This window comes from Cohnella terricola (genome assembly GCF_007786475.1).
In the GTDB taxonomy this organism is placed as follows: Bacteria; Bacillota; Bacilli; order Paenibacillales; family Paenibacillaceae; genus Cohnella; species Cohnella terricola.
This window is the reverse complement of record NZ_VNJJ01000002.1, coordinates 264674-291026: the sequence shown is the minus strand read 5'-3', so window position 1 is coordinate 291026 and position 26353 is coordinate 264674. Positions and strand designations below refer to the sequence as shown.

Sequence of the window (26353 nt, the reverse complement as noted above, 5' to 3'; positions counted from 1 at the left end):
GTGGCGGCTGAACCTAAAGTATCCATTGTCATTCCCGTATACAACGGTGCGAATTATTTGCATGAAGCCATAAATTGCGCTTTGGCACAAACGTATTTAAACACTGAAGTCGTTGTTGTTAACGACGGCTCGAACGACGACGGCGAGACGGAACGAATCGCTCTCTCGTACGGCGACAGAATCCGTTACTTTGCCAAAGAGAACGGAGGAGTGGCTACGGCATTAAATCTAGGTCTCGAAAAGATGACCGGAGACTACTTCTCGTGGTTAAGCCATGATGACATGTACACGCCCGATAAAATCGAAAAACAAATAAAAGCTTTACGCCAATTCGGCGAACAAGCGGTCGTATTCAGCGATTATTGTCATATTTCCCCCACGGGTAAATTGCTTCATACTTATCGTGTCTCCCCCCATGGAACATCCAACACTCGCGCTTTGTTAGCCATTTCATATGAAGTCGGATTTCATGGCTGCGCTTTTTTAATTCCTCGGCAATATTTCGATAGGTTTGGAGTGTTTAATCCGGCGCTTCGATATACCCAAGATGCCGATATGTGGTTCCGCATGGCCGGCAACGTTCCTTTTATTCACGTTAAAGAGGTACTTGTACGTTCCCGTCAGCACGAGGAACAAGATAGCCAGAAGCATCGAGACGGATTTTTGTTGGAAGCCGATCGCGTGATGAGTCGAATGATCCGGGATTTAACGATGGAGGAAGTCGGTCTATATAGCGGGCAATCGTATACCTATCTCGAAAGCAAGTTTCACTCTTTCATGAAAACGGGATTCGAGAAGTCGGCGTATCGGCTGTTAAAACATTTGTGCTCGTCGACGATGGCACCCAAAGAGATAGAGATGGTCTCGAATTTGATTCAGGCGAATGCCGGGATTAAGGAAATCAATCACTCTCCGTGCCATTGGGAGCGGAATTTATACCCCCTGCTGACCAAGAAGAAAAGCAAACCGCGGATTGTCGTCTATAGCGGGGTATGGATTCGAGGCGGTGGCGAAAGAGTACTCTCCGCGATAACCGAGACGTTAAAGGACAAGTACGATTGGTATATCGTGTCCAATGATCTTCTGAACAAAGAAGGTTTCCCTATAGCCAAAGAGATTACGCATATTCGATTAAAAGTCGGCACGATGGAGAATCTATGCACGCAGCTGGCGGTCGTATGTTCGTTGCTCGACGCGGATTTGTTCATGGCTAGCCCGAACTTCGACATTAATCTTCTTCCCATATACGAGAAATTAAGAGGGCTTGAGATTCGAAGCATCGCATGCAATTTCGGTCATTACTTTCTGCCCTATATCATCGAAGATTTGTATCCCATCATCGAACGTCGAACGGAGGCTTTCAGTCAAGCGAGTGCCGTCACCTGGCTTACTTCTTTCAGCGCGAACGTTTATGCCCAACTTAACGACAACGGCGCTTTGCTGCCGACTCCTAACACGTTTCCGAAATCCTCGGTAAAGGCACCCAAGGATAAAAAAGTCGTGCTCTCCGTTGGCAGATTCAATGACCCGATTAAGAGATTGGATCGGATACTGAAGGTGTTTGCCAAAGTATTGACGAGCCAGCCCGATGCAGAATTGCACCTAGTCGGACCTTACAAATTAAACGTGCGAACCGATAGTCGGTCCAAAGAAACGATCGGCGAATTGATAGCGCGCTTACGGATCCCGAAAGATAAAATGTTATTCGTCGGAGAACAAGAGAACGTCGAACCGTTCTATATGAAGGCTTCCGTTCTCCTGTTAACCTCGGAGAGCGAAGGGATTCCGATGGTTTTGAACGAAGCGGGCACATTCGGATTGCCTTGCGTTATTAGCGATATTTCCGGATTGGAAGACATGATTACGGACGGAGAAAGCGGCTATATCGTTCCTCAAGAAGATTTGGATCTGATGGCCAGCAAAGTCTCGGCACTGTTATCCGACTTCGATTTGCGCGATCGAATGGGCAATCGGGCGTACGAACTGGTCGAACGTTTCGCAAGGCAGCGGATTTGCGAGAGATGGGAGAGGCTGATGGACACCGTGCTGTCGGTCAAAGGCCAAGACGAGCTGAATTCGATACTGAACGATCGATTTATGGAGCCTCCCGCGCATTACGAAAGCTTCTCCAGAAAAGTCATTCGCGAGTACGAAAGAAACATCTCTTTAGTGATTGAAAACAAAGGGGCGCACAATGTGCCTCAGCCGCGACTTGAGACAGACTTGGATAGTCATTTGGAAATCGCGGCCGAGATCGAAGGGAATTTCCGGGCAAGTATTCATGCGGAGGCTTATCAACAAGCGGCGCAAGAGTTTTCCAATACTGTGTCATGGAGAGTGACGAGACCGCTGCGTTGGTGCAAGCGTTTCTATGTATCGGCCCGCGAGAGGTTAACACGGAATGAATAACTTGATCGCCGCATGCCGACTCGCAAAAACAGCCGATGAGATTCATGAAGCGGCACGAATGTTGGATGAAACGATTTTTCGGACCTCGGAACTTGGCGATATATCGGAATTGTTGATCCATGTCATCCAACCCCTATTAAACGAAGAAAGGCATGAACCAGTACTGCTTTTTCACGCTTACGGATGGCAATTCGGCGGAGCGGAGAGGCTTATTGCAGGGTTAACCAATTACTTGACGCACCAAAAATACCGGATCATCGTATCCGTTTTTGAACCGGTTCGGAGTAACGGCTTTCAATTGGACCCTTCAATCGCTTTTGTGCCTATTTTGGAGAACGATCGAAGGATCGAGAGACTTATCGAGCTAGTCGGACTGCTGTCGCCCGATTTGTTTATCGGCCACAATAATAGCATCCCCGAGTTAGCTGCCGTATACCCCGTTTTAAGAAATTCGGGCATCCGAACGATTGCGTATACATTGGAATATTATTTTTTTCCGCACAGAATTCCGGAATTGGCTTCCACGGTAATTGCCAGAAGCGAGGCGCTGGCTAAGGCGAACGCGTCGTGCTTTCTCACTCGATTCAGCGCCAACGCTTACGGAATGGCTTATCCTAACGCTGCAGTCATGCAGGGAATCAGCTCGTTCTCCGTTCCGGATTATCGTTCCGACAAACGAAGCGGTAAAACGGTAATCGCCGTTGGAAGGTTTTCAGATCCGATAAAGCGGCTGGATCGCGTATTATTCGCATTTCACCATCTGTTGCAAAGTCACCCCGATGCACGCCTGTTGATCGTGGGGCCTTATGATTTGGAAGCTAGAATTCCTCGGCAAACGAAGGAAACGATAGGCGAGTTGCTTATAAAAACGGGAATATCCGACTCACAAATACAATTCGTTGGGGAGCAAGAGAAAACGCAAGACTTCTATCATCAAGGGGACGTATTCTTATTAACTTCGGATAGCGAAGGCTTTCCGTTAGTTCTCAATGAAGCCGGGAGTTACGGTTTGCCGGCCGTTATCGTAGATATTCCCGGCTTAGAGGATATCATCGCGGATGGAGAAAACGGCTTTATCGTTCCGCAAGACGATATGCGGGCAATGGCCGAGAAGATATCGGCATTATTCGATGATGCGGAATTATTAAAGAGAATGTCAAATAATGCGCGGGAAATGGTCGCGAGATATTCCATTGATCAAGTCGGACCTCGCTGGGAAGAACTGATCCGAGTCGTGTTAACCCATTCGGACCAAGATGAGATCAATCGGATCTTAGCCGAACGTTTTATGGGCGAGGTCGTAAACAAGAAGGCATTCTGCAGAACAATCGTCAAGGAATACGAACAGACGGCAGCCTTGATTGCCAGAGTGCCTAAAGTTCGCACGGCAAGAACGCAATTGCATGAAATAGAGACGATCGCCGTAAAGCTCGTAAACCACGTAAGGGACTACGGGCTTCGCGCCACGATAAGCAAGGCAACATCTAAACTGAGAGGACGTTTGCAAAGACGCTTCAGGAGATAGGCCTGACAATGAAATGACCATCGAGGAGAGGTTTGGCCGTGCGAATGCTTTATAGCAGGCTTTCTGTTGTTTGGAAATATAACAATTTACTCAAGGAACTAGTGATTCGAGATATCAAAGTCAGATATCGGAAATCGGTGCTGGGACTGCTCTGGACATTACTTTATCCTTTGTTGACCATGATCATAACGACGATTGTATTTTCTTCGCTTTTTCATACGTTGCCTCACTATTCGGTATATTTTCTGTCCGGAAGCATTTTATTCTCTTTTCATACCGAGGCTACTACTTCGGGCGCGATGTCTATTGTGAGTAATGCCGGGTTGTTGAAAAAAATATATATTCCTAAGTATTTGTTTCCTCTCTCCCGGGTGTTGTCCTCTTTAGTCAATCTAGCATTCGCATTCGTAGCATTGCTGCTGGTCATGTTGGCAACGGGAGCTCCCTTCCAACCGACCTTGTTGTTAAGCTTCATACCGGTCCTCTATCTGATTATATTTACGACCGGGATTTCATTGAGTTTATCCGCGTTGACGGTTTATTTCCGTGACGTTAATAGTTTGTACGGCGTAATTGCGCTTTTATGGACGTATATGACTCCAATATTTTATCCGATCTCCATCATTCAGGATAAGTATTCCTGGATCTACGAATGGAATCCCATGTACTACTACATAGATTACTTAAGATCTTTAATTCTCGAAGGCGTTATGCCCGGAATGGTTCCAAATCTTATCTGTTTGCTTTGCGGGATCGTTTCGCTTAGCATAGGCTGGCTTATTTTCAACCGGACGCAAAATCGGTTTGTTCTATACATGTAAGACATGGAACGGAGAGGTGTTTATGCCCGAAACGCTTATAGAAGTCGACGAGGTTTCGATGCTATATAATATCAGTCGCGAGAAAGCCGATAACCTGAAGGAGTATTTGATACGCGCTCTGAAAGGGGGACTGGCGATCGATGAGTTTTGGGCTCTTCGAAACGTCTCTCTGCGGATGAGGAGAGGGGAATCGTTAGGAATTATCGGATTGAACGGCAGCGGCAAAAGCACATTGCTTAAGCTGATTGCGGGAGTGTTACAGCCTGCCAAAGGAAAGATACAAGTTAGGGGATCCATAGCCCCGTTAATCGAACTGGGCGCCGGCTTCGATTATGATCTCACCGCACGCGAAAACATTTACCTAAACGGCGCAATCCTCGGACATAGCAGGGCGAAGATGAACGAGAGTTTTGATGAAATTATTTCGTTTTCCGAACTGGAGGACTTCATTGACATTCCGATAAAGAATTTTTCCTCCGGAATGGTGGCTCGGCTTGGCTTTGCGATCGCTACGATCAACAGACCGGATATTCTGATTGCGGATGAAATCTTGAGCGTCGGCGATATGAAATTTCAGAAGAAGTGCGAATCCCGAATTTCGGAGATCGTGAACCATGGCGCCAGCGTGATTTACGTTTCCCATTCCGTGGAATCCGTCAAAAAATTATGTACGAAAGCGGCATGGTTACATAAAGGGGAACTGGTTCGTTTCGGTGATGCGAATTCGGTGTGCGACGCTTATCTAGAAAGCTTGGAGTAATTGTTCAATCGCATTCAGAAGGGAACATCATAGATGAATTCTAGAATTTCCGATCAGGTCTTATGCGAGGTCGATAATATTCGCAGATCGTCAAAACTAAAAGTCGCTTCCGTCGGATCGACCTCCCGTCTGCTTGCCGAGTTTCTGGTGCTGCCAAGGAGATCATATGAGCATTTTGAGTGTATCAACTTTCTAGTCTCAAGGCCGGAAGATGCGAGATTTTGTTTTGAACGTCTGGATGGCGTCGTGGATATCGTACTTGTGGACGTAGAGGCGAAACAGAGCGTGGATCTGATGGAAATCGCCACCAAGCATGTCCAGCATTCTTCTATCGTAGCTTATAAACCCAACGATGCCAGCGTAGAGGCTGCCGATTTGCTAGTCAGGCAACATTTCCAAGATCAATTAAGCGGGAAAACGATATTGATTTTAGGAGCGGGGAATATTTCGGCGAAGCTAGCTCTGCGATTATGCGAAAGGAATGCCAGTATTAAAATGCTTTCCAGAAATTATAGCAAAGCGAGGACAGTTGCCGATGGATTGAATGCCATTCTGCCCAAATATTCTCGATCTTCTATTGAGGGGATTGAAAGTTTGCCGAATGATCCTGTATTTGACGGGTTGGTTTCCTTTGTAGCTGCTGACTGTGTAGCTCAAGAGGAAATGGCTTGTCTCGTAAAGAGAGGCGGGATAGCGATTGACGGGGGCATTAATAACTTTTCTCCGGGATTTCTGAAGGCAAGCGGGGAGAACGGCGTCATTTGCAATCGCATGGATGTCAGACTAGGCTTTGTGTACTCGTTGCTGTCGTCCAGTCCGGACGTATCGAATTTCTACATGAATGTAAGGGGCGAGCGCTTTAACGATAACATTCGCTTAATAGCCGGTGGCATAATAGGCAACCGGGGGGATATTATCGTAGACCGCATTCAACAACCAACTCAAATTGTCGGAATGGCCAACGGGGTTGGGGGGGTTCTTTCAAGCAAGGACTATTCCCCAAAGGACAAGATCAGGCTGGAACGAGCCAGGGACATATTGATCATCGGCACCGAGGGAGGAGGGGGATGAAAGACGGCCTTAATAGGATAAATACTCGCTGGATCTTCGCGGCAACGTCCGTTTTCGTCGTGATGTTTTTGTTCCTCGCGCCATTTAGTAAGGGTTTGTTCGTCGGGTACGAAATTACTTTCGAAAGACCATTGTATGTCGCTCTTGTTTGTAGTTTGGTATGTCTAACTTTCATTTGCGTCTATCTTTACCGAGAATGGCAAATGGCTTCTCACGGGGATATTCTTGTTGCTCTGATATGGATCATACCGATATCCTATTTCATTGCGACGTTCGAGGCGATAACGAGCCAATGGGCTTTCATCGAAGCTTTCGTCAGATTGGGTTGGGGCGTATTTTTTGTTCTTGGCTATTATATAACCCGTCATTCCGCTGGTTATAAGATATTACTGTTCGCATTAATCGGTTCAGGATATGTGATCGTTTTATTTGGATTATTGAACTGGTTCGGCAACGCTCATTATACAGATGCAGTTCTAGCAGATCGATTATCTAGCGTCTTTCAGTACCCGAACGCTTATGCGGCCTACTTAATCGCGATAGCGATATGCGCCTTGATCATGGTTCAATCCTCTCGAAAGAAAAGATATCTTTTTTTTCATGCTTTTATGCTGGTACCCGTGTTTTTGTCCTTGCTGCTTACCCTTTCCAGGGGGGCGCTGCTTGTTCTATTTGTCGTTCTGATTTTCTATTTGGCTTTGCTCCCTTGGAAACGACAACTCATAAGCGTGATGGAACTTGGGATTGTCGGGATAGCTGCATTTGCCGTATATGGTTTTGCAGTCAAGACAAGGGGACAATTGCTGGAAAATTACTCGCCAGGGGTATCTTTACGTGGATGGCTGCTCGTGCTGGGAATAGCCGCGATTGCAAGCTTGATTGTTCTTGGCGTAAGGCTGCGGTTCGGCAGGTTAGATAATAATAAACCAGACAAGCTATGGAGCCCTAGACGTTTGGCGTTACCGGTCGTTCTTGTCTCGTTAGGTCTGGCGTTCTATGTTCTGATCATGTCCAACTTTCCATTCAGCAAGATCCTGCCTGCCGGAATTGCCGCCAGGCTGGAGGGGGTCAATCTTCAATCTACTAGCGTTTTCTTAAGAAATACATTGTACGAAGACGCATTAAGGGCAGGAGCGGAATATCCGGTATTCGGTGCCGGAGGCGGCGCCTGGTCGGTATTGTCCGAGTCATTCAAGAGCTATCCTTATTCTAGTTCCAAGGTTCACCATTTTTATATAGAAACTTATTTAGAATCCGGATTGTTCGGCGTGATCGTTCTTATGGCGATCCTATGTTACGTGTTCGTTTTATTGATCGGTCAAATAAAAAAGAAGATCAGAGAAACCAATGACGACATTCGGTGGCTGATATTTCCCGTTTTTTCTATCGTTATTCTAGGTCACAGCTTCGTCGATTTTGACATGAGCTTCTTTTATCTGTCTTCCCTTGTTTTTTTAACTTTGGGAGCTACGGCGGCCATCTCGAATAGACCGATAGCGGTTATCTGGAGCAAAGGAAGAGTAACGAAGGTATTTGCATCGGGCTTGTTCCTGGTAGCGATATTCATGATTTACAAGTGTATTGTAGCGTTAAGGGCGGATGAATATTATCGATCCTCAATGAACGTTCTCGCCGAGACGGGGAACTACGATGCTGTTCAATCCGCAATAGAGCAAGCGGAGAGCTTGATGCCCGGACATTCCCAATATCTTTTATCCATGGCTAAATTGAATCAACTTATGTATCGCGAAATGAAGAACGAAAGCTATTCGAGGACTGCGGAGTACGCTTTGAACAAGTTGAAAGCCGTTGATCCTTATAACATCGAAGCAGTAGAGATTAATTACGATCTGGATATGGATAGGATGAACCTCGATCGTGCTCATGAGGTAGTAAGGAGAGCCGTCGAACTCTTTCCTTGGACGATCGGATTTTACGAGAAAGCCATAGAGCTTAACCTCAGGCTCGGAGCCGATTCTACTTTGTCGGACGATAAACGTAGCGATTATTTAAGAGAGGCCGGATTGCTAGCCGACGAGATTAAAAGGAGAATTGAAATTATTGATGACTTGCCTGAGACCGAGCGCGTAATGAGCCGAGGAGTTTTCGGCTTGAACGACAACCTTCAAGCTCAGCTTCAACTGCTGGATGCGATAGAAGCGATACGAATAGAGGGAAACGAGCGGGTGTCCATGGAGAATAAAAGATGAAGAAATATGCGGTAATAAAAAGGGTTATCGACATCATGATTTCAATAATTGCTCTTGTCTGTTTCCTGCCTGCGTCACTGATCATCGTTATTTTGATAAAAATGGAGTCTAAGGGACCTGTGTTATTTAAGCAGCAACGCATAGGCAAGCACAAACAACCATTTACGATTCTAAAATTCAGAACGATGAAATTAGACTCCCCTTGCGATGTGCCTACTCACTTGCTGCTTCACGAAATTCACAAGCATACAACCAGAATCGGGGCTTTTTTGCGGAAGACTAGCCTGGATGAATGGCCGCAATTCATTAATATTCTGAAGGGTGAAATGAGCCTGGTAGGTCCTCGGCCGGCGCTGTGGAATCAATACGATTTGATCCTCGAAAGGGAGCGCTACGGCGTGAATGTTATCGTTCCAGGTTTGACGGGATGGGCTCAAATTAATGGCAGAGACACTCTTTCGATCGATGCCAAAGTGGGTTTTGACGGCGAATACCTTTTAAAAAGGAGCACTCTGCTCGATTTGAAGATTATTTTCTTAACTATGATGAAAGTGTTAAAGAGAGAGGGAGTGGGAGAGGGCGCAGGCGCTAATAGGGGAAAGGGGGAATTGTTGTGAAAGTATTGGTCGTTTGTCAGTATTTTTATCCGGAACAGTTCAGAGTGAACGAAATGTGCTTCGAGATGGCCCGTTCCGGGACAGAAGTAACCGTATTGACAGGCCTCCCCAATTATCCTGGGGGAATCATCCATTCAGAATATAAGCGATTCAAAAGACGAAATGAGGAAATACAAGGGGTTACCGTAAAACGAGTGCCGATAATGGGACGGGGTCGTAATCGGATTACTTTATCGCTTAATTATTTGAGTTTTGCACTTATGGCTTCCATTCAATCCTTTTTCCTAAGAAAAAAATTCGATCTCATTATCGTATATCAGTTATCTCCGGTAACGATGGCATTACCCGGAATTATTCTTAAGCGACTTACAGGAAAGCCCCTCATCCTCTACTGCCATGATTTATGGCCGGCCAGCGCTTCCGCGGGAGGAATAGAAGAAGGGGGCATTCTCTATCGGTTACTGTTGGCCATGAGCAGATGGTTATACCGAAATTCTGATGAAATCATCATCAGTTCTAAACAATTTGAACATTATTTCCGCCATGTATTGGGAATAGAGCGGAAACCCGTCTATCTTCCGGTTTTTGCCGAATCGCTCTTCGAAGAATTAAATCTGGATAAGGGAAATTGTAAGGAAACTCATTTCGTCTTCGCGGGGAATATTGGTGAGATGCAAAGCATCGAAACAATCCTGTATGCGGCTAAAGAGTTAATCGATGAGAATCGCATTCGCTTTCATATTGTCGGAAGCGGTACATCCCGAAAGAAATGCCAACAACTGGCCGAAACCTTGGGAGTAAATAATGTGACTTTCTATGGACATCTTTCCTTGGATGAGCTCCCATTCTTCTATAAGATGGCGGATGCAATGATCGTCACGCTGAAAGCGAACAAATCGCTATCCTATACGCTTCCGAATAAAGTTCAATCTTATATGGCTGCAAGCAAGCCAATATTAGGCGCTATCAATGGCGAGACTAGAAGAGTCATTGAAGAATCGGGTTGCGGATATTGTACGGCGGCGGAAGACTACAAAGGACTTGCGTCGATTATCCGAAAGTTTGCCTCTGAAAAAAATAGGCATGAACAATTCGGACAACGTGCTAGGAGCTATTATGACAGCCACTTTTCAAAAACGCTGTTTATCGAGAGGCTGAATAAAGTGATGCAAAAATATGGTTAAGGTGGAGACGGGAATGTTAGCAGACAGAACGATTGCCATTACCGGAGGAACGGGATCTTTCGGACATGCGGTAGCGAAAAGGTTACTTCAGTCGGACATCAAAGAAATACGGATTTTTTCCCGTGATGAAAAGAAGCAAGACGATATGAGGAAACATTTTGGAGATCGAAGGCTTAAATTTTTCATTGGCGACGTCAGAGATTCGCTCAGTCTGAAAGAAGTTTTCTACGATGCGGATTATGTTTTTCATGCGGCGGCTTTAAAGCAAGTTCCTTCCTGCGAAATTTTCCCGATGGAAGCCGTTAAAACTAACATAATCGGAACGGAAAATGTATTAAACGCAGCAATCGAGAACAAGGTTAAGAAAGTGATTTGTCTATCTACGGATAAAGCCACGTATCCCATCAACGCGATGGGAATATCCAAAGCAATGATGGAGAAGCTCGCAGTTGCCAAATCAAGGCACGCATCCTCGAAAAATATGGTTATCGGGTGTACGCGTTTCGGCAACGTAATGGCTTCACGCGGCTCTGTTATCCCCTTGTTCATCGAGCAAATTAAAGCCGGACGTGCGATTACGGTGACTCATCCCGATATGACTAGGTTTATGATGAGTTTGGAGGATGCGGTTGACTTAGTTCTATTTGCATTTACGCACGCACAAACCGGGGATATCTTGATCAATAAATCTCCAGCATGCACGGTTGGAGACTTGGCGACGGCGATAAAAGATTTATTGAAAGCGAGCAATGACATTGTCGTTACAGGAGTAAGGCACGGAGAAAAGTGGCATGAAAAGTTACTTACGAATGAAGAATCAATGATCGCGGAAGAATTGGATCGTTTTTATAGAATTCCGGCCGACCATCGGGATCTGAGTTACAGCAATGATTACGTGAGCGGAGACAGACGTCCTTATCTTGATAGTGAATATTCTTCAAGCAGCGCCAGACGGCTTCAGATAAGCGAGATAAAAAATAAATTACTGGCATTGGATTGTATACAAGAAGCAATCGGGCAACGGGGGGAGGAAGTGTCATTAAATACTTAATTATCGGCGCTGGAGGTATGGCCGGGCACTTGGTTACCCTTTATTTAAGAGAGCATGGTCATTCCGTTACCGCGATTACTAGACGTCCACTGTCGTTTGCTCCCCATACGGTTTGCGATGTGAGAGAATTGAAAAGATTAAATGAAATTATTATAGCTGAACAATACGATACAATCGTCAATTGCTCGGGAGTTCTTAACCGCGAAGCCGATTCCCGGCCATCTGAAGCCGTTTTCGTTAATAGTTTTCTGCCCCATCACTTAAGCGATATTACGAGGGACACGAACACGCAAGTTATTCACGTTAGCACGGATTGCGTCTTTTCAGGACTTCAGGGAGGATATTCGGAACACGCGTACCGGGACGGAATTTCTTTATACGATCGTTCTAAAGCGCTTGGTGAAATCGATAACCATAAAGATCTTACCTTTCGTACTTCTTTGGTTGGACCGGACTTAAACCCCGACGGTATCGGATTATTGAACTGGTATATGAAACAAGAGAAGGAAATGGTCGGATTCGTCAAAGCGATTTGGACAGGCGTTTCGACTTTAACGCTAGCGAAAGCGATAGAAAAGGCGTCTATCGTTAAGTTAAGCGGGATCTATCATCTAGTTAATCAAACGTCTATTCATAAGTTCGGGTTGTTACAACTGTTTAATAAACATTTCACCGATAACAAAAGGATCATTCATCCAAGCGAAAGCCTCGTTGTGGACAAATCTCTAATCAACAACAGGACGGACTTTGAATTTATCGTATCGTCATACGAAACAATGGTCACCGACATGAAAAATTGGATGGAACAGCACCAAGAGTTGTATCCGCATTACTATAAAAATCGAAAGGAAATGCGCGATGAATCGACTCAAAGTAATGACTATAGTGGGAACAAGACCCGAAGTTATCCGATTAAGTGAAACGATTAAGAAAATGGATCGTTATTTCGATCACGTACTCGTTCATACCGGGCAAAATTGGGACTATACGCTGAACCAAGTGTTTTTCGAGGAACTGGGCATTAGGCCTCCCGATTATTGCTTGGAGTGCATTGGAGATCATTTGGGCGAGACGATGGGGAATATGATTTCAAAATCCTATGCTCTCATGTCGGAGATTAAGCCTGAAGCGTTGTTGATCCTAGGGGATACGAATTCGGCATTATCCGCAATCGCCGCCAAGCGCTTGAAGATTCCCGTATTTCATATGGAAGCGGGCAATAGATGTTTCGATGAGAATCTCCCCGAAGAGATTAACCGAAGAATCGTGGATCATATTTCGGATATTCATATGCCCTATACCGAGAATGCCAGAAGAAATTTGATCGCGGAAGGGTGCAGAAGCGAACATATTTTCGTCACGGGGTCTCCTCTGACCGAAGTCTTTATCAATCATCGGGATCATATTGAGAAAAGCAATGTCCTCGAGCGCCTTGGGCTGGAGGTCCGTGGCTATTTTCTCGTATCCGCTCATCGGGAAGAGAACATAGATAACGAGGATAACTTTCTCTCCTTGATGAACGCGCTTAACGAGATCGCCCGTAGGTATCAAATCCCAATTCTATATTCGACGCACCCCAGAAGCCAAAAAATGATCGAAAAGAGAAATTTTATTTTCGACCCTCTTGTTAGAACAATGAAGCCCCTCGGATTTTTTGATTACAATAAGCTCCAATTAAACGCGTACTGCGTATTGTCAGACAGCGGGACGCTTCCGGAAGAAGCCTCCATTCTCGGCTTTCCGGCAGTATCGATAAGAACTTCTACCGAGCGGCAGGAAACGTTCGATAAGGGTGTCATTCTGATCGGCGGAATCACGACAAATGAAATATTGCAATCGGTTGAACTATGCAGGCAAATGTGGGATAACCATGAAGCCTATTCCCCAGTCGGCGATTATGTGGATTCGAACGTGTCCGGCAAAGTGGTCAAGCTCATCCAGAGCTTTACATCGATCGTAAATAGAACGGTCTGGAGGAAATCATGAGCGAGACGGAGGGGGATAATGCCGCTCCAAAGACGGTACTCACGCTTGTTCCGTATTTCGAACCAGGATATAAGGCGGGAGGTCCGATTACGACGATCCGTAATTCCGTCGATCATTTATTCGATAAAGTAAAGTTTATGATCGTAACTTCCGACAGAGACTTAGGCGATAAACATTCTTATCCGCTTCCGCTAAATCGCTGGATCCCGGGAGTCCCCGACAGATATTACTTTTCGGGACGAAACGGAATAAAGCTCATACGAATCATGCGCGGAACGAATTTCGATGTTGTATACTTAAACAGTTTTTTTTCATTCCAATACTCCGTACTGCCCGTTATCTGGAATAAATGCTTTAAAGTGCACCTAAAGAGAACCGTATTGGCTCCGAGAGGAGAGTTTTCCGAGGGCGCATTATCTATAAAGCCCTTAAAGAAAAAGATATTCATAGCGTTAGCGAAATGGTTTGGCATTTACTCGGATATGATCTGGCAAGCTTCAAGCGTTCAAGAAGAAGCGGAGATCGTCAAGGTGTTCGGACCCAAAGCTATGGTGATCGTAGCTCCGGATTTTCCATCTTCATCCAAGCCCGGAGAGGGACCCGTGGTAAAGAAATTGCCCAAACAATGCGGTTCTTTAAGACTCGTTTTTTTATCTCGTATATGCAAAATGAAAAATTTGAAATTCGCTATCTCTATTCTTCGAAATGTTAAAGGAGAGGTGCAATTCGACATATACGGGCCAATCGAGGATGAACCCTACTGGGAAGAATGTCTTACCTTGATCCGGGAGCTTCCCGATAACATTAAGGTTAATTATCTAGGAGCGGTAACGCCAGCTAAAGTCAAAACTGTTTTAGGGTGTTATGATTTATTTTTTCTTCCTACGCTCGGGGAAGGATTCGGTCACGCGATATTCGAAGCTTTGCAGACGGGGTGTCCCGTTGTAATCTCGGATCGTACACCTTGGGGAGAGGTAGCGCGTTCGGGAGGGGGGATGGTGATCTCTTTAGATAAGCCGGAAGATTTCGCCCTAAGCCTCCAACGATATGTAAACATGGATTTCGAGGAACATGCACGGGCTTCGATATGCGCTCTTGAATTTAGTTCGAATTATATAAATAATAGCGAATTGTTAAATTCGCATCTGTCATTATTTGAGTGAACGAAAGTTAACCGCCTTGATAGAGTGTTGTGTGTTGTTAATATGGCGGTAACCGCTGTTCATTTGAACTGAGGAATACGAAAAAGAGAAACGGCTGAAGTCCTTGTAAAAAGGGTTTCAGCCGTTAATTTTCACATCTAATTAAATTTAATACCACCTGTTGGGTTTAATGTCGTTCCTCCAATTTCAACTTTAATTTCACTAGATAATGGAACATTGTATTCATCAATAATGGTTCTCCACCACTCCCAAGCAAGGCCGGTACATTCTTTCGCAAAAATCCTTATATTTTTTGCATTAGGTGGCAGAGGAATGACTGTAGTGAAAGGAGCTGTTCTGTCTTTGTTGCTTCCTTCCCACGTTTTATGCGTTAGTACTTCTTCACCCTTTTCATGATATGAAACTTCATCCCAGGATACATCAAACTGAGCGACATACCAGCCATAATGACCAAGCGATATTTTACCTTTCGAATATTCTGTAGCTGTAGTCTCAATGTAATCTGTATTGTTATGAACGGCAGCAATTGCATTATCTTTTAAGAAAACGCTTGTATATGAAATTGGATAGGCTGGGTTCTTTAGGCTAAATTTCGCATTATCTTTAATGATATTACGGATTTCATTAAAGTCTTTTGTAACAACCTTGTTATGCTCTTGTGAATCTCCGCCTAATACAACAGCCGTAAAGGAACTGTTTTCAAAAATATCCTTGTACTCCAAATTCGTTTCCACATTGGCGGTATTCTGAAGCAAGGCTTTAAATGCTGCTTTTACGTCTTTGCTCTTAGAGGTTGTTTCTAATTTCACATAAATGGTTCTACCATAAGCTACATTTGATACCATAAGAGGTGGGGATTGATCACGTACCCCTTTGCGTAATAAATCGTTAAAAGTAACACTATCATCAAAAAGATCTGATGGATCGTTAGGCAGTTCCGCACTTACCGTATAAAATATTTGTTTATATGCCGCCACCATCACTTTTTTCTCTCCACTAGAAATCGCATTAAAGTCAATTCCTAATGTAGAATCAAGATATTTAGCGTTAACATTAAGAGCACTTCCAATTTGAGATTTGCTATAAACCATTGATTCTGCATACTGCAATCGCGCAGGTAAAGTATGCGTTGCCGAATACTCATCGCTCCATTTAGATACAAGTCCATCTACTGCTCCAGACACATTACCGTATGTTGGATTATTCACAATAATTGAATTTTCATTCTTCAAACCTGGTAAATCAATGCTAATAGTCAAAGGTTTTCTTGGTACCAGTAATACACTCGGTTTATTATCAGCAAAAGCTTGATTTGCAAGTTGTAATGCTCCTGGGTAAGAGCGATTAGCCATAGAATCAATAATTGAAATATCTACTGGAGAAGTTGCAAGTGACTTTCTTATACGTTCTATGACTATAAACTTACCATTTGAATTGATTCCTTCTTTTGGAACAAAACTATATATCTCATCACCATTTACTGCTAAAATTTCGTCATTATTATAGTCTAAGTTTGCTATACCGATATTAATGTCATTGGCGTTGCTTGTTTCACTGGCTAAACTAGAATCAACTGTTTCGGCAAAAGAGATAACTGGATAACTTAAAGTCGTGAATATAACAGCTAAACTAACGATTAATTTTAAAATCCTAGCATGATTTCGAATCTTCATAAAATAGCCCCCTTTGAGTTGCGAGCATAACGCCAATCAGATATGCTCATATTTAGAATTTTTTGTAATAATAACTATATCGGTAGTTTGAGGAATATTTTAAATTGAACTAGAAGAAGGAAAACCGTTTATACCAAACAAAAGCCTAAACCTCATCTGTTCAGAGGATTAGGCTTTTGTTTATTTTGAGTTCAGTTTGCAGGCACTATTATTTTGCGATCCGTTAACATTTTGGCCCAAGTATTCGTTGAACCGCTTGATCAGTGCCGAGTGATATCGCTTATTGTTCGTTAAGGCGTATACGTATCGCTCCACGCGATTGCCGGGTATCGGCCGCATCAGCAACAGGCCGCGTGTTACTTCGGATTGTACCGCCATTCGGGAAACGAACGACACATGCTCGCCCAGCATGACCGCCTGCTTGATCGCTTCCAAGGAATCGAACTCCAAATAAGTAGGCAGATGAACTCCGCTGCTTTGCAGCCATTTCTCGGTTAATCGGCGGGTGCTTGATTCTTCGCCGTGCAGTACGAACGAAGAGGAGGCGATCAGCTCCGGCGTCAGGTCCTCTTCGGGGCTGGCGACGAGCGGGTGACTTGGGGCACATATAAGCACAAGATCGTCCTCGCCAATCGTTTCCGTATTCAGTTCTGGAGATAGGAACGGTTCGGCGGAAATAACGCCAAGATCGATTTCGTGATGCTCCAGCATATCCTTCACGACTGGCGCGGTTTTGACGGACAATGAAATTTGGATGCCCGGGTACTCTTTGGAAAAACGGTGCAGCACGGAAGGCAAAATATACGTGGCTGGCACGTAGCTGGCCCCGATCAGCAGGCTTCCTTGCCGAAGCGAATCGAATTCCGTTACGATGCGGTGTGCTTCTGCGGCCAGCGCGCCGATTTTCACCGCGTAATGATGCAGGGCATGCCCGGCGTCGGTCAATATGATTTTCCCCATTCGCGCTTCGAACAGTTTGACTCCGAAATCCCGTTCCAGGTTTTTCATATGAAAGGTTACGGTAGGCTGCTTTAGATCAAGTATTTCCGCAACAGCGGTAATCTTATTGTATTTTTCCAACAGCTCCACAATCCGCAGCTTTAACAGACTCAGGTTCATCATAAACCTGTCTCCCTCCTGCATTTTAATCACGCCTATCTATAGATTTTATCTATGAATGTAAATACAATTCATTGAAATAATAAATTTCGTTTTAACTTTGGTCTAACACAGCCATACAATTCGCCAAGTAGACTTGTATATGAAAGACGATCACCGAAATAAAGTTATGCAAACGGGGTAATCGCGTGGACTTGAATATTCGAGGGCTCAGAAAAACGTTCGGCGGGACGGTTGCGTTGGAAACGACCGATTTAACGGTGCGCCTGGGCAAATTTACGACGCTGCTCGGTCCGTCGGGCTGCGGCAAAACAACGCTGCTGCGTATGATTGCCGGACTCGAGACGCCGGATGCCGGCACAATTGCGATCGGCGGGGAAACGTTGTTCGCGGGGCCGGGGAGTAAGGAAGTGCCGCCGCACCGTCGCGGCTTCGGCATGGTATTTCAGGATTTTGCCTTGTGGCCGCACATGACTGTATTCGAAAACGTCGCCTTCGGCCTGCGTGCGGGACGCCGCTCCAACGGCATCCGGGGAACGGTGATGGAAGCGCTAGACAAGGTCAAGCTTGGCGGAATGGCAGAACGTTACCCTCATCAGCTATCCGGAGGGCAGCAGCAGCGGGTCGCCTTTGCCAGAGCGGTGGCAATCCGTCCCAGATTGGTGCTGTTCGACGAGCCGCTAAGCGCACTGGACGCCGTACTGCGAGAGGAAATGCGGCTGGAAATGCTGTCGCTCGTTCAGGATATGGGACTTACCGCTTTATACGTCACCCATGACCAGATCGAAGCGATGTCCATGTCCGACGAAGTCATCGTCATGAACGGCGGCCGCGTGCTGCAAGCAGGTACGCCGGAGCAGGTGTACGGCTTGCCGAGGGATCCGTTCGTCGCTCGGTTTATCGGCAAGTCGAATTGGCTCATTCCGGACCGGGTCATGTTCAGGCCGGAGCACCTGCTGTGGGTGCCTGAGCATGATAGCGAACCGTACCATTCTTATGAGGTTGAGGTCACTCATGTCGGCTATATGGGCGACCGGTACGAGCTGCGGGTTAAGACTGAAGGCGAGGCGGAAGAATGGACCGCATATCACCAGACGAGACAATCGGTTGGCAGCAAACTGAAAGCGTATTTGTCGGAACGACGCATCCATCGATTAGATGCAACACAATAAGGAGGAATAACAACAATGAACCATTTGAAAACTCGGTTAGGATGGAAAAAAGAAACGTCGCTTGCTTTAGCGCTCGTGTTCGGGCTGACGCTGGCGGGCTGCAGCAGCAATTCGGAGGCTACAGGCTCCGCGAATACGCCAGAGCCTTCCGTTGCCACGGAAAGCGCCACAGAAACAGCAAACCAAACGAATCAAGCAAACGATAATAAGCTAGTCGTATATACAGCCGGCCCTGAAGGACTTGCCACTAAACTGATCGATGGTTTTAAAGCCCAAAGCGGAATTGAAGTTGAAATGTTCCAAGGAACGACCGGTAAAATTTTGGCCAGAATGGAAGCCGAAAAATCGAACCCGGTCGCCGACGTGGTTATTCTCGCATCGCTGCCTTCGGCACAAGGCTTGAAAGCAGCGGGATTGACGCTGCCTTATCCGGATGCTGTCAATGCGGACAAGCTGAATCCGGAATGGTCCGATTCGGAAGGCAACTATTTCAGCACCAGCGCTTCCGCGCTCGGCATTGCCTATAACACGAAGCTGGTGTCCGCGCCGCCGACCTCCTGGGCCGACCTTGCCAAGCCGGAGTATAAAGATCAGGTGAATATCCCCGATCCGTCGTTGTCCGGCTCTGCGCTTGATTTCATTACCGGTTATCTCAGCGCGGAAGGGGACGGGGGATGGTCCTTGTTCGAGAATTTGAAAGCGAACGGCGCGGTCATGGCCGGAGCCAATCAGGAAGCGCTAGATCCCGTCATCACGGGCGCCAAGAGCATAGTTGCGGCGGGCGTCGATTATATGACCTACAAGGCTAAAGCCAAGGGCGAGCCGATCGATATCGTATATCCGAAGGAAGGAACGATCATCAGCCCGCGTCCGGCGGCTATATTGAAATCGACCAAGCGCGAGGAGAACGCGAAATCGTTTATCGATTACCTGCTGTCCGACGAAGCGCAGAAATTGGTGTCCGACGCGGCGCTGCTTCCCGGCCGCACCGATGTAAAAGCCGAAAACCGGGCCAATCTGGATGAAATTCCGCTATTGAAAGCGGACTGGTCCTGGATGAGCGAACATGGGGACGAAGTGACGACCCAATTCCTGCAATTGTTCAAATAAGATGATGAATTCTCTTTCCATGAAACATATCCGCATTTGGTCCATCGCTTTATCGCTGGTCGTATTGACCGCTTTAATCGTGGTGCCGTTGGTTGAAATTTTTGTGCAAAGCGTGTATCGGGATGGAGAGCTGCGTTGGGCAGCTCTTTTCCGTACCCTTGCCGATTCGCAGCTTACGGGAGTGATGTTTAGCTCTATCTGGCTCGGGCTCTGCGTCATTGCCGGTACGACCGCACTGGCGCTGCCACTGGCCTGGATTATGGTCAATACCCGGATCGGCCGGCAGAAGTGGCTGGAGATTGTTTTTCTAATCCCGTTTATGACGCCGCCTTATATCGGCTCGATGGGTTGGATTTTATTCATGCAGAAAAACGGCTACCTGGAGCAACTCATGCCGGGACTCGCTTTCCTGACGCCTTCCTTCTTTACCTTCGGCGGCATGATGATGATCATGAGCCTGCATTTGTTCCCTTTCCTTTATTTGCTGCTGCGCGGAGCGCTGGAAAGGATCGGAGGAAGTTTGGAGGAGGCGGGCGCCATTCACGGAGCGCCTTTTGCATACCGATTCCGGCGGATCATCGCTCCGCTCCTGTTTTCGGCTTTCGGCATGGGCGCAATGCTGATCTTCGTTAAAACGATCGCCGAGTTCGGAACACCTGCTACTTTCGGGAAACGGATCGGTTATCAGGTCATGACCTCGGAGATTCACAAATACATTTCGAGCTGGCCCATCGATTTCGGCAAGGCGACTACGCTTTCATCCTTGCTCTTGACGGCCTGTTTGTTCATTTGGTACGCGCAGACGGTGCTTAATCGTCGCTTTACGTACAATCTGGTCGGCGGCAAGGGCAGCCGGCGTTCAAGCCTGCGCATGAAGGGCTGGACGGTGTGGCTGTGCGGGCTGTTCGTCGCCCTGCTGCTGCTATTATCTATCGGCATTCCCTATTTTTCCATTATTGCGGCCTCCACGATGAAGCTGCGCGGCGTTGGACTTGCATGGGATAACTTTACGCTGGACTTTTACAAGCAATTGCTCACTTGGGGTTCGCCCAGTATGAAGGCGCTGATGAACAGCATTACGTTTTCGCTAATTGCTTCGACCATCGCGGTCGTGTTGGGCACTTGGTTTGCGCTGGTCATTCAGCGTTCCAAGACAGGACTGCAAAGAACGGCCGATTTATTCAGTCTGCTCCCGAATACCGTGCCGGGAATCGTTATGGTGGTCGGGTTGATTTTGTTGTGGAACGCCCCATGGATGCCCATTCGTCTCTATAATACGGGCGGAATGGTTGTTCTGACTTATGTGGTTCTGTTCGTGCCCTATACCGTGCAGTATGTTAAGAGCGCAAGCAGCCAAATCGACCCGTCTTTGTTTCAGGCCGGGCAAGTATTCGGCGGTAGGCCGGGTTATATTTTTCGCCGCGTGCTGCTGCCGTTGATCATCCCCGGCATGCTGGCCGGCTGGATGATGACGTTTACGATCGCATCGCGCGAGCTGGTCGGCTCACTGCTGATTATGCCGCCGTCCGTGCAAACCTCGGCGACTTATATATTTGCCCAATTCGAGCAAGGGCAAGTGTCTTTGGGCATGGCGATGGCCGTCGTGTCCGTCGGGCTTACCACCTTGATGCTCGTCATTATAGAGAGCCTTGGCTCTAGAAGAAAGTGGAATGCATCATGAAGCTGGAAATATGGGGCGGGGCGGGGGAACACGGCCGCTCCTGCTATGTAATATCCGGCGACAAACACCGGATTATGTTTGACTGCGGCGCCAAAAAAGAAGGCCAAGGTCATTATCCGCTGATCAAAGCGGAGGAAATTCCGCGGTTGACGGCGGTTTTCTTGTCTCATGCCCACGAGGACCATTCCATGGCGCTGCCGCTTCTTTATAGGCTCGGGTACAAAGGGGACATTTGGGCGACCCGGGCCACCGCGGAGCAGGTGGAAATCTATTTCGCAAGCTGGAGCAAATATGTAGCGCAAAGGGGCGGAGAGCTTCCTTACGGGCAGGCTGACATCGCCTTGTTGCGCTTTCGTTTCATTGAGGATGAGGCGCCGCCGGGCGAATGGTGCGAACCGGTAGAAGGGATCAAGCTGGCATGGGGACGGAGCGGGCATTTGGCGGGAGCGGTTTGGTTCAGGGTGGAGCTTGAAGGGAGACGACTTTTCTTCTCGGGCGACTACAGCCGCGAATCGCAGCTCCTTATGGCTGATCCTCCCGATCTTGGACAATTAGGGAACACCGAGTCTTACATTGCGGACCTGGCGATTGTGGATAATGCCTACGGGTTGGAAGAGGAGGCGCAGCCAGCCAAGCTGGAGCAACTGCGTCAGACGGGCGAAGCCGTATTCAAGGCAGGCGGACACTTAATGCTTCCTTTGCCGGTCTTTGGGCGCAGTCAGGATTTGCTGATCTGGGCGCATGAACAGCTTCCGGAATTTACGATTTTGGCCGAAAACGATATTTGGCAGGGTTTAAAACGAATGCTGTCTCAACCTCAGTGGCTGATTCCGGATGCGCTTGAGCGAATCAAGCGGGTGGTGGAGGGAAACCGGAGGGTGAAGATTCCCGAGGATGATCAGGAGCGGCTCCAACTGCTTCAAGGCGGGACGCCATGCTTGATTCTGACCGGCGACGGGACGATGGAGTCCAGCAGGTCACGCTGGTATTATGAACGGTTATCGAGATCCTCCGAAAATGCGATTGTCCTCACAGGGCATGCCTCTCGGGATTCCTTAGCGAAACAACTGCTGGAGGCCAAGCAGATCAGCCCCGCCTCAGCCGTGCGATACATTGTCTATAAAGTGCATCAAGGGCTGGCGGATGTCCGATATATGCTGGATCGGGCGCCTAGCCGCCGGACGCTGCTGGTGCACGCCCCAAAAGCGGTTACCGATCGGGTTGTTGAGCGCTTGCTGGCTGAAGGGCGGACGGGGTTGCATTCCTTGCAGCCCGGAGTGGAACTTGTCATATACTAGCGGGGTTTACTATTGAATTGCTACTTTCGGATAGTATCTTCACCCTTCCGGACAATGATATCGTGATATTGATCACAACCGGGAAGGGTGAGAGATTTGCGGAGATTGAAGTTCAATAAAATTATCCTCTGGGCGTCTATTTTCTTGATGTTGTTCAGCATAACCCCCTCGTATGTTGCCGTAGCTGCCGTAAGCGACAACCAAGGCAAAGTACAAACCGTTACGTTCAAGGACATTCAGTCTCATTGGGCGTACAAAGATATTATGGAGCTTGCGGAACAAAACATTGTATCAGGCTTCAAGGATGGAACTTTTCGGCCTAATGGCGATGTAACGCGGGAACAGTTTCTGAAAATACTCGTTGATTTAAGAAGACTTCCGACTGATTCCAGGGATGTTCCGTTCCGCGATGTCGAGCAGAAAAGTTGGTCTGCCCCCTACATTGCGGCGGGAGTAAAGCAGGGCATTCTGATTGTCGGAGAATACCCGGACGGTTTCAAACCGAGCCAGCCGATTACGCGTAGCGAGATGGCGATCTGGATTGTGAGAGCGCTTCAACTTGCGCCGCAGACGCAAGAGAAGATGCTTGGCGAATTGAAAGACCAGGGAGATATCAAGAGCCACCGCGACCTGATCGAAGCGGCACTGAGGACGGGAATTATTAAAGGTTATCCGGACGGCTCTTTCAAAGGGGGCAACAAATCCACCCGAGCGGAAGCAGCCGTTATGGCCGTGCGCGCGCTTCGTTATTCACCGGAGCAACCGTCATCGTCGAATTCGGGAGATACGCGTAAAATCGTCGAATATTTGCCGGAAGTGAAGCAGAGTAATAGCAAAAAGTATTCGAAAAAAGATGACAATACATGGGTCATTCACGATCCGGATTTGATATTGAACGTTGGCGATGTGTTCGTCATGCCTCCGAATGATGAATTTTATGGCGGTATCGCGAAGAAGGTAGAGTCCGTTCGCAAGGAAGATGGCGAGCTAGTCGTGACGACGTCCGTTCCCAAAGTTCGAGAGGTTTTCTCCAAGCTGGATATCCATACGACCGAGGCGATTGATCCCAGGTTGCTTACCCCGGCTGATCCTTCGATCCAGATTGTTACGGACATTCGGGATTCAACCGCGAAGCTTGCTTCTACACAGGATATTGCGCTGAAGTTGCCATGCTTCATGATCAAGATGGATAACGTGAGCTACGAAGGATTTGCCATGGATGCGCGTATGAACTTTTGCAACCTGGGCGTCGATGCGGATATCGGACTTGATATTGATTGGGGCGATCTGGATTTCTATGCAAAATTGGTATTAACCGGGGATGTCACGACGAACGTGAATGTGAGAGCGAAAAAAGCGATAACCAAACCCGTATACATTCCTTTGACGACTCCGTACTATGTACCTGTCTTTACTGGCGTGTTCATTAAAGGACAGCTCTATTTGAAGATTGAGCCTGATTTCCAAGCTTCACTCGAGATCAAATTCGAAGATCGATTTCATCTCGAGCAAGGTTTCTCCTTCTCGTCAAGCAAAGGGTTCCGATCGATCGACAAGACGACGAACACCGCAACGCTTGATGTGAATTCCAAATTGAATGCCAGTCTTGCTGCAGGTCCGGACGTTCAATTGACGCTGACATTATTAGACATTGCCTATGCCGGTCTCGAGCTGTATCCGGGAATCAAGGCAGGCTTTTATCGCTATTATGAACAAGGGCGATGCGATGAGATCCGGGTTGACGCTTTTCTCAAATTGGACGTGATCGCCGGTTATGATGTGTGGGTAGCCAAAGGGAAACTCAGTAAAACATTAATCAACTTGAATTATCCGCTATTTGAGAATCAGCTCCTCTGTCCGCCACCGCCAGCGCCAGGGAATTTGAAGGCCCAGCTCATTCGTGAAATCTTTTATCCTCCGCAGTTGGCCATAACGATCACGGATCGCATCAACGTCCAACTGAATTGGAGTGCCGCCAAGGATGCAACGAGTTACATGGTGAAACGCGCGGATGCTCCGGGCGGTCCGTTCAAGACGATACGTTCCAACGTTAAAGTTCCCACGTATACGGACACAACAACCGCAAGAGGCAAAACGTACTATTATCAAGTCGTAGCCGTGAATCAACACGGCGAGAGCGCGCCAACCCAGGTGCTGTCGGTTCAGATCGTCGATCTGCCGCCGCCCCGGCCCACCAACTTAAAGGCAAAAAGGGATGGATCGAGCGTTACGCTTCAATGGGACCGACTTGACGGTTTGCGTTTTGTCAGCAATAGTACCCTTCTTGGGCTCGAGATGGAGCACAACGGGGTTACGTATAACGTAAGGCGAAGCGACAAGGAACGCGGCGGATTGATGACACTCGCTTCCAACCTGCCGGATGCTGCGTTCACAGATACGACTGCCAATTTTAATGAGACCTATCTCTACGTTGTCACAGCTGTGGATCGCTATGGAGAGAGCGGTATTAGCAATTGGGCATGGGTGAATAAAGGCAGCACGACCGACTTACAGATCAACCCGGATATCATAAAAGAAATACCATGGGCAGTCCAGTTGGTCATACCGTCCGCTCCCGACAATTTCATCGCTGAGCCGTATAGTGGGAAAGTCGTCCTCAGTTGGAGCCAGGTTGAGGGTGCGACAGGTTATCGTGTGAAGCGTGCGAATGTTTCCGACGGGACATATGAAACGATAGGTTCCCCGGTTAACGATACGACGACGTTCACAGATACAGCGGTTGAAAATGGCAGAACGTACTACTACAAGGTGACTGCGATGAATAATCTGGGTCTTGAAAGCAAGGACTCACCGATTCAGGCGGCTAAGCCGGAACTGGCCGGAATTCGCGACATCATTACGCCAATCAGACAGATAAACCCTATTCTTGTACTCCTTGCAGCACCGGGAAATTTCCAGGCGGATACCGAACCGAGCAGCGGGAGGGTGACGCTGAGTTGGAGCGCGGTCAGCGGCGCGGCTGGCTATAATGTGTGGCGCTCGGACGCTGCGAACGGCACATTCGTAACGATCGGCGCCAAGGTAAACAGCACGACGTTTACGGATACGACAGCCGCTATCGGCCAGACGCACTACTATAAAGTTACGGCAGTGGATGACAAAGGCAACGAAAGCCTCGCTACGCCTGTCAGGTCGGCGATTCCAACGCGCGGTATCAGGTAGAAACTATGGAGCCACATATACCTATACTGTATCAAGAAGTATCGGCGTCGACGGAGGAGATGTCGGCCGGCTCGCAGCAGATTACCGCGTCGGTGGGAGAATTGTCGGTTATCGCGGAACTAGCGGAACAGTTGGAGCAGATGACGCTTCGTTTTCCAGTGTGAGAGATGCGGAACAAGTAGAATATTGAACGGGGTTACCCAGAGACAGTTTAACCAACTGCTCGAGGGTAACCCTTATTTTTTATACCAAGTCCACCCGTAGGTGGAGACGGATCATCCACCTACGGGTGGACTTCAGGCTCGCCAGGCCGCGGTATA

Annotated in this window: 20 protein-coding genes; 18 read left to right on the top strand and 2 right to left on the bottom strand. The window is 47.4% G+C overall.

From position 1 onward, the window contains the following. From FPZ45_RS04470 to FPZ45_RS04415, 12 genes are all read left to right on the top strand, one after another. The gene (locus FPZ45_RS04470) at positions 1–2409 is read left to right on the top strand and encodes a glycosyltransferase (protein WP_144698839.1); all 2409 of its coding nucleotides are present in this window, start codon (positions 1–3) and stop codon (positions 2407–2409) included. Then, the gene (locus FPZ45_RS04465; protein ID WP_144698837.1) at positions 2402–3934 is read left to right on the top strand and encodes a glycosyltransferase; all 1533 of its coding nucleotides are present in this window, start codon (positions 2402–2404) and stop codon (positions 3932–3934) included. Before FPZ45_RS04470 ends, FPZ45_RS04465 begins: the two co-directional genes overlap by 8 nt. A gap of 44 nt (positions 3935–3978) precedes the next feature. Next, positions 3979–4755 carry an ABC transporter permease gene (locus tag FPZ45_RS04460; protein WP_144699282.1) on the top strand — a complete coding sequence of 259 codons (777 nt, stop codon included), beginning with the start codon at positions 3979–3981 and terminating at the stop codon, positions 4753–4755. Between the two features lie 22 nt (positions 4756–4777). Continuing rightward, positions 4778–5515, top strand: coding sequence for an ABC transporter ATP-binding protein (locus tag FPZ45_RS04455; RefSeq protein WP_144698835.1), 738 nt, complete (start codon positions 4778–4780; stop codon positions 5513–5515). Between the two features lie 33 nt (positions 5516–5548). Next, positions 5549–6586, top strand: a complete 1038-nt coding sequence (locus FPZ45_RS04450) for a hypothetical protein (RefSeq protein ID WP_144698833.1) — start codon at positions 5549–5551, stop codon at positions 6584–6586. A 203-nt stretch (positions 6587–6789) separates the two neighbouring features. After that, complete coding sequence (locus tag FPZ45_RS04445) at positions 6790–8796, top strand: O-antigen ligase family protein (protein WP_186438232.1); 2007 nt, start codon at positions 6790–6792, stop codon at positions 8794–8796. Continuing rightward, positions 8793–9413, top strand: a complete 621-nt coding sequence (locus tag FPZ45_RS04440; protein WP_144698829.1) for a sugar transferase — start codon at positions 8793–8795, stop codon at positions 9411–9413. Before FPZ45_RS04445 ends, FPZ45_RS04440 begins: the two co-directional genes overlap by 4 nt. Next, positions 9410–10597, top strand: coding sequence for a glycosyltransferase family 4 protein (locus FPZ45_RS04435; protein ID WP_144698827.1), 1188 nt, complete (start codon positions 9410–9412; stop codon positions 10595–10597). Before FPZ45_RS04440 ends, FPZ45_RS04435 begins: the two co-directional genes overlap by 4 nt. Positions 10598–10610: 13 nt before the next feature. Further along, positions 10611–11648 carry a UDP-N-acetylglucosamine 4,6-dehydratase family protein gene (locus FPZ45_RS04430; RefSeq protein ID WP_144698825.1) on the top strand — a complete coding sequence of 346 codons (1038 nt, stop codon included), beginning with the start codon at positions 10611–10613 and terminating at the stop codon, positions 11646–11648. Between the two features lie 17 nt (positions 11649–11665). Beyond that, positions 11666–12568 carry a sugar nucleotide-binding protein gene (locus FPZ45_RS04425; RefSeq protein ID WP_246120317.1) on the top strand — a complete coding sequence of 301 codons (903 nt, stop codon included), beginning with the start codon at positions 11666–11668 and terminating at the stop codon, positions 12566–12568. Next, positions 12507–13634: a non-hydrolyzing UDP-N-acetylglucosamine 2-epimerase gene (gene wecB / locus FPZ45_RS04420; RefSeq protein ID WP_144698823.1), complete on the top strand. Its 1128-nt coding sequence runs from the start codon at positions 12507–12509 to the stop codon at positions 13632–13634. Before FPZ45_RS04425 ends, wecB begins: the two co-directional genes overlap by 62 nt. 380 nt (positions 13635–14014) lie before the next feature. Then, positions 14015–14797, top strand: a complete 783-nt coding sequence (locus FPZ45_RS04415; protein ID WP_186438231.1) for a glycosyltransferase family 4 protein — start codon at positions 14015–14017, stop codon at positions 14795–14797. A 137-nt stretch (positions 14798–14934) separates the two neighbouring features. On the opposite strand, the gene FPZ45_RS04410 is transcribed toward FPZ45_RS04415, so the two are convergent. After that, positions 14935–16470 (bottom strand): thiol-activated cytolysin family protein, encoded by a 1536-nt coding sequence (locus FPZ45_RS04410; protein WP_144698819.1) that lies wholly within the window; start codon positions 16468–16470, stop codon positions 14935–14937. Positions 16471–16650: 180 nt separating this feature from the next. After that, entirely contained in the window at positions 16651–17589 is a 939-nt protein-coding gene (locus FPZ45_RS04405) for a LysR substrate-binding domain-containing protein (RefSeq protein ID WP_144699278.1), read from the bottom strand. A gap of 188 nt (positions 17590–17777) precedes the next feature. Here FPZ45_RS04405 and FPZ45_RS04400 point away from each other — a divergent pair, with 188 nt between their 5' ends. The 6 genes from FPZ45_RS04400 (at position 17778) to FPZ45_RS25215 (ending at position 26197) form a co-directional block, all read left to right on the top strand. Beyond that, positions 17778–18761: an ABC transporter ATP-binding protein gene (locus FPZ45_RS04400; RefSeq protein ID WP_144698817.1), complete on the top strand. Its 984-nt coding sequence runs from the start codon at positions 17778–17780 to the stop codon at positions 18759–18761. A 15-nt stretch (positions 18762–18776) separates the two neighbouring features. Beyond that, complete coding sequence (locus tag FPZ45_RS04395) at positions 18777–19871, top strand: ABC transporter substrate-binding protein (RefSeq protein ID WP_144698815.1); 1095 nt, start codon at positions 18777–18779, stop codon at positions 19869–19871. 4 nt (positions 19872–19875) lie between these two features. Continuing rightward, complete coding sequence (locus FPZ45_RS04390; RefSeq protein WP_144699276.1) at positions 19876–21552, top strand: ABC transporter permease; 1677 nt, start codon at positions 19876–19878, stop codon at positions 21550–21552. Next, positions 21549–22850, top strand: a complete 1302-nt coding sequence (locus tag FPZ45_RS04385) for an MBL fold metallo-hydrolase (protein ID WP_144698813.1) — start codon at positions 21549–21551, stop codon at positions 22848–22850. Before FPZ45_RS04390 ends, FPZ45_RS04385 begins: the two co-directional genes overlap by 4 nt. Positions 22851–22946: 96 nt before the next feature. Continuing rightward, on the top strand, positions 22947–26033 hold the full coding sequence (locus tag FPZ45_RS04380) for an S-layer homology domain-containing protein (protein WP_144698811.1): 3087 nt from the start codon (positions 22947–22949) through the stop codon (positions 26031–26033). A gap of 5 nt (positions 26034–26038) precedes the next feature. Beyond that, positions 26039–26197, top strand: a complete 159-nt coding sequence (locus FPZ45_RS25215) for a hypothetical protein (protein WP_186438229.1) — start codon at positions 26039–26041, stop codon at positions 26195–26197. Positions 26198–26353: the final 156 nt, after the last annotated feature.